General features: G+C 66.6%; 11 protein-coding genes. 3 read left to right on the top strand and 8 right to left on the bottom strand.

Annotated elements, in window-relative coordinates:
* Nucleotides 1-345 precede the first annotated feature (345 nt).
* Both ABFX36_RS18420 and ABFX36_RS18415 read right to left on the bottom strand, forming a co-directional pair.
* Nucleotides 346-2,238 (bottom strand): alkyl/aryl-sulfatase, encoded by a 1,893-nt coding sequence (locus tag ABFX36_RS18420; protein ID WP_428832067.1) that lies wholly within the window; start codon nucleotides 2,236-2,238, stop codon nucleotides 346-348.
* Nucleotides 2,239-2,532: 294 nt separating this feature from the next.
* Complete coding sequence (locus ABFX36_RS18415; protein WP_039868038.1) at nucleotides 2,533-2,862, bottom strand: hypothetical protein; 330 nt, start codon at nucleotides 2,860-2,862, stop codon at nucleotides 2,533-2,535.
* A gap of 277 nt (nucleotides 2,863-3,139) precedes the next feature.
* Between ABFX36_RS18415 and ABFX36_RS18410 the strand changes: the two genes are divergently transcribed.
* Nucleotides 3,140-4,039, top strand: coding sequence for a hypothetical protein (locus ABFX36_RS18410; protein WP_006897920.1), 900 nt, complete (start codon nucleotides 3,140-3,142; stop codon nucleotides 4,037-4,039).
* Between the two features lie 50 nt (nucleotides 4,040-4,089).
* Here ABFX36_RS18410 and ABFX36_RS18405 read toward each other — a convergent pair whose 3' ends face one another.
* The 4 genes from ABFX36_RS18405 to ABFX36_RS18390 all read right to left on the bottom strand — a co-directional run bounded on the left by ABFX36_RS18405 (nucleotide 4,090) and on the right by ABFX36_RS18390 (nucleotide 9,657).
* On the bottom strand, nucleotides 4,090-6,129 hold the full coding sequence (locus tag ABFX36_RS18405) for a CocE/NonD family hydrolase (RefSeq protein WP_346077734.1): 2,040 nt from the start codon (nucleotides 6,127-6,129) through the stop codon (nucleotides 4,090-4,092).
* Nucleotides 6,130-6,148: 19 nt separating this feature from the next.
* A complete protein-coding gene (locus ABFX36_RS18400) occupies nucleotides 6,149-7,423 on the bottom strand; it encodes an ATP-grasp domain-containing protein (protein WP_346077733.1) in 1,275 nt (424 codons plus the stop codon).
* Nucleotides 7,420-8,361, bottom strand: a complete 942-nt coding sequence (locus ABFX36_RS18395; RefSeq protein WP_346077731.1) for an alpha/beta hydrolase — start codon at nucleotides 8,359-8,361, stop codon at nucleotides 7,420-7,422. The genes ABFX36_RS18400 and ABFX36_RS18395 overlap by 4 nt, the downstream gene beginning before the upstream one ends.
* A 120-nt stretch (nucleotides 8,362-8,481) precedes the next feature.
* Entirely contained in the window at nucleotides 8,482-9,657 is a 1,176-nt protein-coding gene (locus tag ABFX36_RS18390) for a low temperature requirement protein A (protein WP_006897924.1), read from the bottom strand.
* A 184-nt stretch (nucleotides 9,658-9,841) separates the two neighbouring features.
* On the opposite strand from ABFX36_RS18390, the gene ABFX36_RS18385 reads away from it, so the two are divergent.
* Both ABFX36_RS18385 and ABFX36_RS18380 read left to right on the top strand, forming a co-directional pair.
* Nucleotides 9,842-10,543, top strand: coding sequence for an MgtC/SapB family protein (locus ABFX36_RS18385; protein ID WP_006897925.1), 702 nt, complete (start codon nucleotides 9,842-9,844; stop codon nucleotides 10,541-10,543).
* A 35-nt stretch (nucleotides 10,544-10,578) separates the two neighbouring features.
* Entirely contained in the window at nucleotides 10,579-11,196 is a 618-nt protein-coding gene (locus tag ABFX36_RS18380) for a L,D-transpeptidase (RefSeq protein ID WP_006897926.1), read from the top strand.
* 4 nt (nucleotides 11,197-11,200) lie between these two features.
* Here ABFX36_RS18380 and ABFX36_RS18375 read toward each other — a convergent pair whose 3' ends face one another.
* Nucleotides 11,201-12,079: a crotonase/enoyl-CoA hydratase family protein gene (locus ABFX36_RS18375; protein WP_222111836.1), complete on the bottom strand. Its 879-nt coding sequence runs from the start codon at nucleotides 12,077-12,079 to the stop codon at nucleotides 11,201-11,203.
* 70 nt (nucleotides 12,080-12,149) lie between these two features.
* Nucleotides 12,150-13,012, bottom strand: an 863-nt coding sequence (locus tag ABFX36_RS18370; protein WP_346077727.1) for an HNH endonuclease signature motif containing protein, incomplete at its 5' end; no start/stop codon positions are given.

The raw sequence follows: 13,012 nt of genomic DNA, 5'->3' as shown, positions 1-13,012 counted from the left end.
GCCGCATACACCACATGAGGGGGAATTCCGAGAACCTGACACCGAACATGCTTTCAAAGCATGTCCGGCGCACTGTCAGTCGAGGTCAGACACCGGAAACCAGCGTATCTGTACACACATTTTGGCCTTTAACCCGGCCTTCCGGGCCGGAAACACCCGAGACCTTTAACCACCCGATGGCTTGAGACCCAAGACCGGTAGGGCGAATCCTCTTGGTCGCAGCACGCACAAGACTGCCAGGACTGCCCACCTCCGCACGCGGAGGTGGGCAGTCCTGTGCGTGCACCTGCACGCTCGCGCCGCTTTCGTGACTGCTCCGGAGTGACGTGAACGCCCCGCGTTGGATCAGGGCGTGACGATGGAGAAGTCGGGGTCGCCCGGATCGATGACCGAGGCGAGTCGTTCCAGCACCGTGGTGTCACCGCTGAGTTCGATGCCCGCCTCGGTGAGACGGTCGGCGGAGAGGGCTCCGGTGGCGAGCACCGGAAGCGCCTGCTTCGTGGTCGTGATCGTCAGCTCCGCGTCACCGCTCTGGGGTGCGGAACTGTAGGTCAGGGCGCCGTTGGACAGCCGGAGCCGGTAGCGAACGTCGGCGTCGGTGATCACGACGTCGATGCTCAGCTTCAGGTCCCACGCGCGCGGACCGTTGATCTGGATCGCGACAGCGTCGAAGAGCATCTCAGGGGTGAGCGCGGAGATCACGTCGGGCGACGCCGAGACGGTCGGCGTGCCGAACTTGCCTTCGCGGAGCTCGGTGGCGCCGGACAGGTAGATGTTGCGCCACACGCCGTTCTCGCATCCGTAGCCGAGCTGCTCGAAGGTATCGGCCAGGAGGGTGCGGGCCCCGGCGTGGTCGGGCTCGGCGAACACGACGTGACTGAGGACCTCCGCGGCCCATCGGAAGTCGCCTTCGTCGAAGGCCGCCTGGGCGTTCGCTACGGCCGCATCGGCGCCGCCCGCGAGCTTGACGTAGCGCTTGCCCTGCGCGACCGGCGGATGCTGCCAGAGGTGGGCCGGGTTGCCGTCGTACCAGCCCATGTATCGCTGGTAGATCGCCTTGAGATTGTGGCTCACCGAGCCGTAGTAGCCGCGCGCATGCCAGGCGTTCTCCAGCACGGGCGGGAGTTCGAGGTGCTCGGCGATCTCGATTCCGGTCCAGCCCTGGTTGATCAGCCGCAGCGACTGGTCGTGCAGGTAGGCGTAGAGGTCGCGCTGCTCGGAGAGGAACTTGACCACGCGCTCGTTGCCCCACGTCGGCCAGTGATGAGAGGCGAAGACCACCTCGGCCTCGCCGCCCCACAGGTCGATGGTCTCGGTCAGGTATCCGGCCCACGCATGCGGGTCACGCACCAGCGCGCCACGCAGAGTCAGCAGGTTGTGGAGCGTGTGGGTGGCGTCCTCGGCCGCGCACAGCGCCTTGTGCTCGGGGAAGTAGACCAGGAACTCGGCCGGCGCCTCGGTGCCCGGCGCCATCTGGAAGACCATTCGGACGCCGTCGACGACTTCTTCCTGGCCGGTGGTGGTGATGTCGAGTGTCGGCGCGATCAGAGTGATGTTGCCGGTGGCGACGGTCTGCGCCAGACCGGTTCCGATGGCGCCCTGGGGGCCGCGAGCGAGGGCTGCACCGAACATGTACGCAGATCGGCGGGCCATGGCAGTGCCCGCGTAGACGTTCTCCGACGCGGCGTGCTCGGTGAAGTGCTCGGGGGCGATGACCGGAACTCGGCCCGAGTCCACGTCCTCCTGACTCACGATGCCGCGAACACCGCCGAAGTGGTCGACGTGCGGATGGGTGTAGAGCACGCCGGTGACGGGCCGGTCGCCGCGGTGTTCGCGGTACAACTCCAGTGCGGCCGCGGCCGTCTCCTCGGTCACCAGCGGGTCGAGGACCAGAACACCGGTGTCGCCCTCGATGAAAGTGACGTTGGAAAGATCGAACCCGCGAACCTGGTAGATCCCAGGAACGACTTCGAAGAGGCCCTGGATCGAGTTCAGCTGCGACTGTCGCCACAGGCTCGGATTCGCGGTGTCGGGGGCTTCGCCCTGCAGGAAGTCGTAGGTGTCGTTGTCCCACACCACGGTTCCCTCGGCGTTCCTGATCGCATTCGGAACGCGCTTGCCGAGCAGACCGCGATTGGCGTCCTCGAAATCCTGCGTGTCAGAGAACGGAAGCCGTTCTCGAAGTGCGGCGTTCTGCGCGATGATGGTGGCCGTCGCCTCGCGTGAATTGGATGACATCATTTCCTCTCATAAACCGCCGGTTCGGCTTCACCGTAGGTCCGCACGATCGGACTCAGTGGAACCACTCACCGGCAACGGGTGACCATCCCAGGGCGAAGACTGCACATCCGGAATTCGCGGTGTCGAGTGCGCCGAACTCCTGAGAGATGCCAGGATCACCACACGTCTACCGAGTGGTGTGGGAGTCCTCGGCCACGTCTCGGAGATTCTCGGGATCCCGGCGAACTGCGCGACAACCGAGCGGTACCGCACAGCGACTCCACCGGCACGATCATCCACCCGAGCCGTTGTTCAGGGCGCCGAGGCGGCCATGAAAGGCAGGATCAGCGCCGGCAGCATCATGGTCAGCAGCAGCCAACCGACGCCCTGCCACTCCACCCAGCTGCGTCCACGGCGGTATGCACGGAAGGCCATCGCCAGAGCGACGAGGCCGCCCACCCCCAGGACTCCGGGGACGGCGGCCGCCAAACCGATCGGGGCGCCGCCGATCACGAAGGCGACCAGTACACCCAATGCGATCACCACAACGGCGCCGAGGAACAGCGCCGGCGACCTCAAGTCCTTCGGGTGGCCCCAGCGCTTCTCCGCATCTCTGCGCGCGGCGTCCGGCCTGCTGTCCATGCCGGACGGATACCCACGTGAGGCCGGGATCAACCATCCTGTGGCCCGGAGTTTGATCCACGTCACAGTCGGGTATCCGACACCAGGTTCCCCGTGTCGGGGACGAGGTGGACAGGAGTGACGATATGGCTTCTACTGCACCGGGATCGGTTCCTGGATCGCCGGCTCGACGCCGATTGACCTCCGGTCACCTCGCCGATCGCGACGTGGTCGTTCACAACGGTCTGCGCACGGCGTCGACGGGCTCCGCCGTCGCCACGACGATCACGTCAGTCCGATGAGGGCCGCGTCATCGGTCGACCGCCCGCTGCTCCCGCCCGCTCGAGGCCCGGTCTCCGACGTGGTGATCGATTGCCTTCGGCGGAACCGCGAAGCGGCGGTCATCTCGTACGACCGGACCGTGTGTCTCTCCGAAGCGTGGTCCGACGACGCGATGCTCGCGCTCGTGGTTCTTCACGAACTCCACTACCGCGGGTGGCACGGGGTCGACTCGGAACGTTGTTCGGACCGGCATCTGACGAAGATTCGCCTGCTCCTCGAAGATCGATTCTTCACGAAGGTCTCATCGAGGTATTGCGGCGCTCGGGGTTCGACGCGCGGGGTGCCGAGCACCGAGCCCGCACACTCGTCCGGCGGCGACGCCTTTCTCGCGCTGGACGGGTATCTCGCCGAGGTGGCCGATCTGCGGGAGTTCGCCGACTATTTCGCGGTGGGCTCGTTGATGTCTCCGCGGGGTTCGTCGTCGCAGCGGGAAGTGTTCGACGGAGTACTCGAATCGTTCGGGCTCGACACGGGCTATCTGGCTTACCTGCCGACGGCACCGGCTGCGGCGCTCGGCCCGCTGGTATTGACCGATTGCGTGCGAATACGGCCGACGTGGCGCGGCGCTGCGGTCGGCCGTGCCACCGCGGCGGAAGTGAACGCCACGACGAGGTCCGCCGGCATCCTCCTCGGACTGCAACGGCTCGGAGCGGCCGACGCCGCGATCCATCGCTATCTCGCGCAACTGCAGGGACAGGCAGGCCCTTCAGGAGACGTGCGTCGAACCGGCCTCGACACCTTCGAACCCGGCGAGCAGGAGGTGGTCGCGGGTATGCGCGCCCATCAGACCGTGGAGGAACGATTGTCGATCGCCTTCCGCGACGCCTGGCGCCGCGGCCGCACACTGGTGACCTGACCGCTCCGCAGCCGGGCCCGGGCCTTCGGAGACGACCGCTCGACGCAAGATCAAACGAGACGACGCGGAATCCGCCGATCCCAGCTCTCCGCGTACACCCGACGAGAGCCTCGATCGTCGAGCTCGTAGGCATCGAGTTCGGCGGTCAGAATGAATTCGTTGCTCGTCGAAGAGAGCACGGTGTGCGTCTTCACCTCGATACGCCAGTCGCCGCGTTCGATGCGCCGCACCGTGCGCGTGGTACCGCGCGCGGATGTCACGTCGTTGTTCCGGTACTCGAACCACTCGGTGGCCGACCGCGTCACCGCGGTGTCGGTCTCCTCGATCAGGGTGGTTCCCTGATCGTCTTCGATCTCGAGTGTAGTGGTGCCGAACGCGAGGTCGCGGGTGGTGCGCCAATGGTGCCGACCCGACTCCAGGTTCCGGCGAGCCATCGGCGGCGCGCTCTTCGGCGTACCCAGGTCCTTGAGTAGGGCGTCGGCGTCACGCGGAGGACGCACCGGGACGCTGAGCCGGGATTCGCCGGTGTAGACGGTGACGGTCGCCGGCTCCGGCGGCGGCCAGGCGAGCGGGAAGTACGAGGTGGACAACGACAGCCGCAGTCGGTGCCCGGCGGGCAGACGCTGTGCCAGTCCGTTGAGTTCGACGTCGATTCGGTATTTGGTTCCCGGCTCCAGAGGCTCCGGCGCAGCGCTCGAATTCCGGTGCGTGAGATTGCAGAGACCGTAGGTGATGCGGGTGGCCTCTCCGTTCGGGGCGATGTCGGAGAGACGGGCCGCGATCTGAGCGACCGGCTTGTCCGCCTCAACCGCCGCGGTCAACGTCGGTCGCCCCAGGATCTCCATGCCGTGTGCCATCGGCTCTGTCTCGAACACGAGTGCGCCGCCGTCCTCGTCGCGCTGGTCGGTGGGGAGGTCCGGCGTCGCGGCGTACGACGCCCACTTCCCGCCCGATCCACCGACCGACAGCGGCGACAGGATCGCCAACGGTCGCGGCCGCACCTCGGTGCTGTCGACGAAGTCGTCGAGCGTGTATCGAGTGAGTACGTACTCGCGATCGTCGATGCGCGACGACGGCCAGCTGTCCTCGCCGACCCAGCGGCCCGGCCGTTCGTCGTACGCGGGGTTCGGCGCGATGCTGTCCTGCATCCAGGCCCGCAGCATCGGCCCGTCCATCGCTCCGTTGTCGATGCCCTTGAGCCAGTGATCCCACCACCGGACGGTCTCGTTCAGGAAGTCGATCGCCGGACCGGGCACACCGAGGTGCGGATACTTATGACCCCACGGGCCGATGAGCCCCTTGCGCGGAACGTCGAGGTTCTCCAGCAGGCGGAAGATGGCGTTCGTGTAGCCGTCGGCCCAGCCGCCGACGGACATCACCGGCACCTGGATCTGTGAGTAGTCCTCCGAGACGGACGCGCGCTTCCAGTAGTCATCGCGATGCTGGTGCTCGATCCACTCCGCGGCCCAGAGACCGCTGCCCTCCAGTCGTTCGCGCCACATCTCGCGCCACCGCGGTCCGACGATGTCCGGATCCGGGGGGAGGCTGTTATTGACGAACATGACGGTGGCCTCCGAGAGATTGTCGGAGAGGAGGCACCCGCCCATGTAGTGCATATTGTCGACGTAGAGGTCGTCGGTCGCGGATGCGCTGATGATCGCTCTCAGCGCCGGTGGTCGGCGCGCCGCAACGTGCAGGCTGTTGAAACCGCCCCACGAGATGCCCATCATCCCGACATTGCCGTCGCACCAGGGCTGCTCGGCGAGCCAGGCGATCACTTCGCAGGCGTCCTCCTGCTCGCTCGGCAGGTACTCGTCCCGCAGCACTCCGTCGGAGTCGCCGGTGCCCCGGATGTCGACGCGCACGGACGCATATCCGTGCCCGGCGATATAGGGGTGATGCAGACTGTCACGCTCACGCGTGTCATCACGCTTGCGGTACGGGAGGTACTCGAGCACTGCGGGCACCGGTTCGGAGTTCGCGTCCTCCGGCATCCACACGCGGGCGGCGAGCCGTGTCCCGTCATGCATCGTGATGAACAGGTTCTCGATCACTTCGACGCGGCGGTCGAACCGGTTGACAACCTCCATGCTCTCTCCTCCCCGTAGGTCACTCGAACGTGAACGGCAAGAGTTCCGACGCTCGCTCGTAGGCCTGCTCCAGATCGTCCACCTCCTGACCGCCGACGTACACCGTCGCCAGGACGTAGCGGTAGGGGTCTTGGTTGGGCAGTTCGCTGAGACGATCGCCCGGCTGCACATCCACCTCGACGGTGCATCCCGGTTCCTCTGCGCGCAGCCGTGCCAGATCGTGCTGGGTCGGCGTCGACGTCACGACCCCGTCGTCGGCGCGGCCGAGCAGACACTTGGACGCCATCCGGTACGGGCCGCGCCGAGAGCCGGGTTCGGGCCGTCGCCCGAGAGCCACATCGATGGCGTACTCGTGGTTCGACGTGCCGTCCACCCGCAGGAACAGCTCACTGTGCGACTGCGAGATTCGTGTGTTGACCTCGATCACCCAGAGTTTGTCGATCTCGTCGTCCCACATGAATTCGACATTGAAGCAGCCGTTGTCGAACCCGATGTGCCGCAGGTAACGTTCGCTCACGTCGAGCATCCGGGCGATGAGTTCATCGCTCACCGAGCCCGCCGGGTAGTCCAGTCGGTCGAAGGTGAGACCGTTGGCGCTCTTGCGCATGTCGAAGACGCCGTGGGTGATGAATTCTCCTCGGTACATTGAGCCTTCGGGCGCCACCTGCCGTCCCGAGATGATCTGCTCGGCAAGACAGCTGTTGCCGCTGAAGCGCTCGATCTCCGGAGGTAGGTCGACCATGCCCAACGCCTGATTGAATGCGTCGCCGATCACCGTGATCTCGCGGCGGATCTGGGCCACCGCCTCGTAGAACTCGTCAGCGTCGTGGATTTCGAAGCCTAGTTGCGATGAGTGCGACTTCACCGGCTTCACCCAGAACGGGAATGCCACCTCGATTCCGCTCAGCGGGTCGTCGTCGAAGGGGTCGAACGCCGCGAAATCCGGGACGCACTCGGGTACTGCCTCGGCCTGCATCAATCGAGACCAGTACTTGTGTTCGCACGTCAGGAAGCTCTTGAGACTGGGCGACGGTATCGAGTTCTCCATGGCCAGGATCGGCACCAGGATGCTGGTCGGAAAGTCCCAGTGGGCGACGATGGCGTCCACCCGGCCCAGCGTCGCGAGTTCTTCGCGGGCTCGGTCGAGCAGCGACTCGAGGTCGAAATGAGGCGCGGCGGTGAGCGTCTCGACGTCCAGGAGACTGTGGAACCGCATCTGGTCGGCGCCGGGCAGTGCCTCGAGTTCGGCTCGCTGCCGGTCGCTGAGGCCCGGGACCACCACGTTGACAGTCACTGCATCGACCCCTTCGAGGTCGTGGATCGTCCCCGCAGGTGCGACCCTCTCTCTTCGAGACGTTCGGAAATGAAGGCCTCGAGTTCCCTGCGCGCCCGACTGGCCTCCGGGATCTTGTGCATGATCCAGTTGTGGAACATGCCCCGATGCTCCTTGAGTCTGATCGTGGCGCCTGCTGATCGCGCCCGGCCGACGAAATCGCGGGCATCCGGGTTGAGGACGTCGCGTGTGCCCGTGAACACGATCGTCGGGGGCAGCGCCGAGAGTCGCTCGCCGTCGACGGGCCCGAAGTCGGTGGGCGGCGCGTTCCCGGCGAACCACCGTCCCGCTTGACGCAGACCGGCGATCCCGAGTTCCGGATCGTCGGGGTCGATCGCATCGGCTTCCGGCATCGAGACCGTGAGATCGATCCATGGCGAGAGCAGTACGGCGGCGTCCGGTTCGGTTCGCAATCTCCGATCACCGCAGCACAGTTCGAGAGCCAGTCGGCCGCCTGCGGAGTCACCCGAGAGCACAGCGGGCCCGGGTGCGCCCGCTAGATAGGTGTGCGCCGCATCGGCCACCGCCGGGATGATCGTGCGGTGATCCGCCGATGGGCAGAGCGGATAGATAGGCATGATCACAGAGGCGTCGGCGGCCCGCGCCAGCCACGCGAGGAACCGCCAATGATGGCGCTGCGGCTCCTCGACGAAGCCACCGCCATGAAGGTGCAGTATGCGGGTGTCGCCTGCACCGTCGCGCGGTTCGATGCGGTAGCAGCGCATGTCGCCGACGTGTTCGAGAGAGACCTGCACCGTGGGCAGCCACGGCGGCGTGGTCATGCTCTTGCGCTGGTGCCGGGGGAGGCGCTCGGTCATCACCGCCGGGTCTACATAGAACTTCTTGCTCCTCGTCGCGCGCAGTGAGGCCATCGTCAATCGAGCCGGTATCGAGACCATCGGGTCCCTTCCCTTCCGTGTCCGTTCAATGTCCTGGGGCACGGGGTTCCCGGGTCGCGGTTGCGCGAAACGTGGGGTGCGGCGACTGCCAGCCGGCGGAAACGGGAGGGTGCGAATGCCTCAGGACTTCGCGACCGCGGCGTCGTTCCGGTGATGCCAGGACGCGGAGGCGACTCCGGCGGCGAGGATCGCAGCGACCAGCGCGGCCAGCACGAGGAGCTCGATACCTGTCGATGCGGCGACAACGCCGATTGCCGCCAGGACGGCGAGGGTTGACGCCGTGACAGTCGATTCGAAGCGGTCCAGGCCGCCGATCGACGCCACGAAGAGCGCGAGGCCGATGTAGAACAGCGCCGGGCCACCGGCGAGGAGCAGCGCGTAGACGGTGGTCGTCTCATCGTGGGGATGCGCGAGCATCTTCTCGGTGCCGACGGCGGTCACGATCACGCCGCCGACCAGGATGGCGTGCGCATATGCGAAGCCTCCGCGGGCGAGGGCGGTCGGATCGTCGGCCTCTTCGAGCCGTCGTTCGGTGCGCTCCGAATGGTGGGCGAAATACAGCCACCAGAAGGCGACCGGGACGGCGAACGCCACCCCCAGTGCAACGAATGAGTACAGGCTCGATTCCATGTGCATGAACTCGCGCCCGATGGAAAGGACCGTCTCGCCGAGCGCGATGATGAAGATCAGCCGATTACGTTCCACGAGATGTGCGGGCGTCAATTCCCACATCCGCATGTCGATTCCGCCGAACCGCGGCAGCCAGGTGCGCAGGAGCGGGGCGGCGACGTCGATGGCGAGGGCGACGATCCAGACGATCAGCCGGGTGTCGGGTTCGCAGAACGCGCCGATCACCCACACCGCGGCGGCCACGGCGGACCATGCGAGCAGATGCGCGTAATTGCGGCCGATCTGCTGTCCGCGCATCGCAATCGCGATGAACAACGGCCTGACCACCTGCATCGCAGCCAGCGCGATGGCGAACTGGGGTCCTCGGTCGCCGAACGCCTCAGGGATGGACGCGGCCATCACCAGGCTCAACAGCATGAGGACGACCAGCAGGATCCGGACGGGGATGCGGGCTGGGTCGACGAAGTTGGTGGCCCACGCGGTGTAGTTCCACACCCACCAGACTCCGCCGAACATGACGATCACCTCGACGGTCCCGCGGCCGGTGAGGTGCTCGGCGAAAAACGATGCGAGTTGGCTGAACGCGAATACGTAGACGAGGTCGAAGAACAACTCGATGGTCGCGACCTCGCCGCCCTTGCTGCGTGCTCGCCCCAATGCCGGCATAGCCACGGCCGACCCCCTTCGTCGAACTCCCTGACGGTGCGGCTCAGCGTAGCTTGACGCCGACTCGAGCTGAGGGCGTAACGACGTCGCGGGGAGTGCCGATGCCGGTTTCACGTGGAACCAGTCGGCAGAATCTCTCAGCGCCACTCCGGTGCGCTTGCTCCGGGAGTACCGTCGAACGACGATGGCACTCGCTGACGCGTTGGAGCAGCAGGGCTGGCCCCAAGTGGGTGAGCTGGTACTCGCGTTTGTCCTCAGCGCGCTGATCGGGCTTGAGAGACAGCTTCGCGGGCGCAGTGCCGGGCTCCGCACTCAGGCGATCGTGGGCACTTCCGCCGCACTGTTCATGCTGATCAGCAAGTACGGATTCATGAATGTGCTTTCGGACGAAGTGGTCGTCGATCCGTCGCGAGTGGCCGCTCAGGTGGTGTCGGGCATCGGCTTCCTTGGAGCGGGCATCATTCTGACGCGCCGGGGTGCGGTGCGCGGCCTCACGACTGCGGCCTCAGTGTGGGAGACCGCAGCGATCGGCATGGCGGCCGGCGCCGGCCTGTGGCTGCTGGCCGTGGTGGTGACCGCGCTGCACTTCGTGACGGCGTATGGACTGCGGGCCCTGTCGCGACTGTTGCCCGGGCAGGTCTCCGAATCGCAGATCGAAGTCACCTACGCCGACGGGCACGGATTACTGCGGCAGATCATCGAGTCGATCACCAGCGGCGGGTGGACGATACGGCAGGCCCGGCCTCAGGACGTGGAAGTCGACGGCACCGCCGCACTGATCCTGGAGGTGGCCGGGGGAGCGAGGACGGAGGCGTTGGTCGCGGCTCTCGCCGAGATCGACGGCGTCCGTGAGGTGCAGGTCCTATCCGAGCAGGAGTCGGAATAGCTACCCTGGGCCATCGCGAGTGCGAGGAGACCAGGGTGGCGGAAGTGGCGAGCGGCAACCGACTGCGCAGCGGTGTGCGCGGGTACGCGGCGCCGCTCGCCCTGGCGACCGCGGCACTGGTGGTGACGGTGGCGCTGCTTCTCCATCTGACGTGGAACACGAACTCTGCCGCGGTGCAGCCCGCCACGCATGCCGCAGCGGTTCCGGCGAGCACGATCTCCGATCCCGCCGCCATTCGCGCAGCAGGAAGTGCCGAGTGCCGGACCAACGCGCCCGGACGACGACTGATCCGAGTCAGTCTGTCCCAGCAAGCCATGTGGATGTGCGACGGGCGACGTCCGGTGTCGTCGTCACCGGTGACGACGGGGAACGTCGCGCGCGGTGACGGCACGCCGACCGGCACCTGGACCGTTCAGAGCCGAGAGACGAATCGGGACCTCGTCGGACCCGGCTACCGAGACCATGTTCGCTACTGGCTGCCGTTCTTCGGTGACTTCGGATTCCACGACGCACCGTGGCAGAAGACGGCGTTCGGCGACCGCGAAGCCTTCAAGACCGCGGGATCTCGCGGATGCGTCCACGTTCCGGGACCAGAGATGAAGCATCTCTACGACTGGGCCGAGGTCGGCACGACGGTGACCGTGGCCGAGTGAGGCGCTACTCCCGCGTCCACTCGTCATAGAACTCCGGCATCCGAGACGCCTTCGAATCGAACTCGGCCGGTCGCTTCTCGAGGAAGGCTCGAACACCGTCGTCGCCGTCGCCGATGCTCGTGTAGAACATCGCGAGCGAATCGATGCGATGGGCCTCTGTCGGATGTTCTTGCGCCGCGTTGCGGTACAGCATCTGGCGGGCGAGCGCGACGGCCACCGGCGAACGGCCCTGAGTCCAGGAGTCGGCGACCGAGCGCGCAGCGTCGAGCAGATCCTCCGGCTCGTGGACGCTCTGTGCCAGGCCGGCGTCGAGTGCGCTCTGCGCATCGAGGATGTCGGCGCGGTACACCAGGTCGAGCGCTTTCGGGAGGCCGACCACTCGAGGGAGGAACCACGATGACGCCGCCTCGGGAACGATGCCGAGACGTCCGAACACGAAGCCGATCCGGCCCTTGGTCGATATGAGTCGAGCGTCCATCGGCAGCGTCATCGTGGCGCCGATGCCGACTGCGGCGCCGTTGACGGCCGCGATCACCGGTTTGCGGCAAGCGTAGATCGCGAGCGTCACCCGCCCGCCGGTGTCGCGAATCCGCGCGATTCCGGGATCATCCAGATCGGCCATGTCCGCGAGCGTGGGCCGCTTGGCGCCGTCGAGCCCGAACACATTGTCGCCCTCGGTCGCCAGGTCCATGCCGGCGCAGAACGCACGTCCGTTGCCGGTGACGATGACAGCCCGAACGGAGTCGTCATCGTTGACCGAACGGAAGGTGTGCTCCAATTCCTGCGCCATCTCGACGGTGAAGGCGTTGAGATGGTCGGGGCGGTTGAGCCGGACTGTGAGGATGCCGTCTTCGTTCTCGTGCGTCAGCGTCGTCAGTTCCATGCGATGTGCTCCCTGGTCGGCGGGTGTGTCGATTGCAGCTTAGAAGCGCGGCGCACCTTGGGAGGACGCGTCAGGCCGCGGCGTGGGGTGACTGGGCAGATTCGGAATCTGCCGGGGGAGCTTGTGACTCCTGCGGTGGAGTCCGAGGCGGCGGATGCGCCGGCGGTGGGCCCGATTCTTGCCGATGCAGTTCTGGCGGGTGCAGGTGCCGTGCTTGTCCGGCGTGGTGGATGGGGTTGAGGCGCCAGGGTTGGTCGGTGGTGGCTGGTCGCCAGGCCATGCGTCCGGTGTGGGGTCCGTCGGTGAGGGTGGTGGTTTCCCATTGGCCGCGGTTGGTGCCGACGGCGCGGTTGTGGCGTCCGCAGGCGGCGCCGAGGGCGTCGATGTCGGTGCGTCCGGCCGGGGTGATCCAGTCCGGTGCGTGATGGGCTTGGGTTTGCGCGAAGGGGCGGTCGCAGCCGGGGGCGGTGCAGCCGCGGTCGCGGGCGAACAACGCCAACCGCTGCGCCTTACTCGCGAAGCGTGCACCGCGGCCTTGGTAGAGGACTTCGCTGGTGTGATTCCGGAAGACCGCCAAATGCGGCACAGCCTCGGCAGCGAGCCGCACGAGTTCACCGATCGGAATGCGGGTGCCGGTCGCGGTCAACGCGATTCCGGCGTGGGCGGCGAGTTCCTGGTCGGTGACGGTGATGACCAACTCCGCCGGTATCCGGCTCGGTGCACCGAGTCCGCCGTGGGCGAGAACGTAGTCGCACAACGCCAGCAACGCATCGTGTGTGCGTTGGGCGGCACTGCGCAGATCCCGACCCCGCGCCGCCGCCAGAGCCTCGGCGTCGATGCCGTCGGCGTCAATGGTTCCGGTGGGCGAATCCGGGTCGGCGGGATTGTTCATCCCGGGTGCGGCCCAGGCGGTCAAGATCACTTCGAACTTGG

This window comes from Gordonia cholesterolivorans, assembly GCF_039531975.1.
GTDB lineage: Bacteria > Actinomycetota > Actinomycetes > Mycobacteriales > Mycobacteriaceae > Gordonia > Gordonia sihwensis.
Note: the sequence above shows the minus strand (reverse complement) of the source record. Positions and strands in the feature narration are given on the sequence as shown.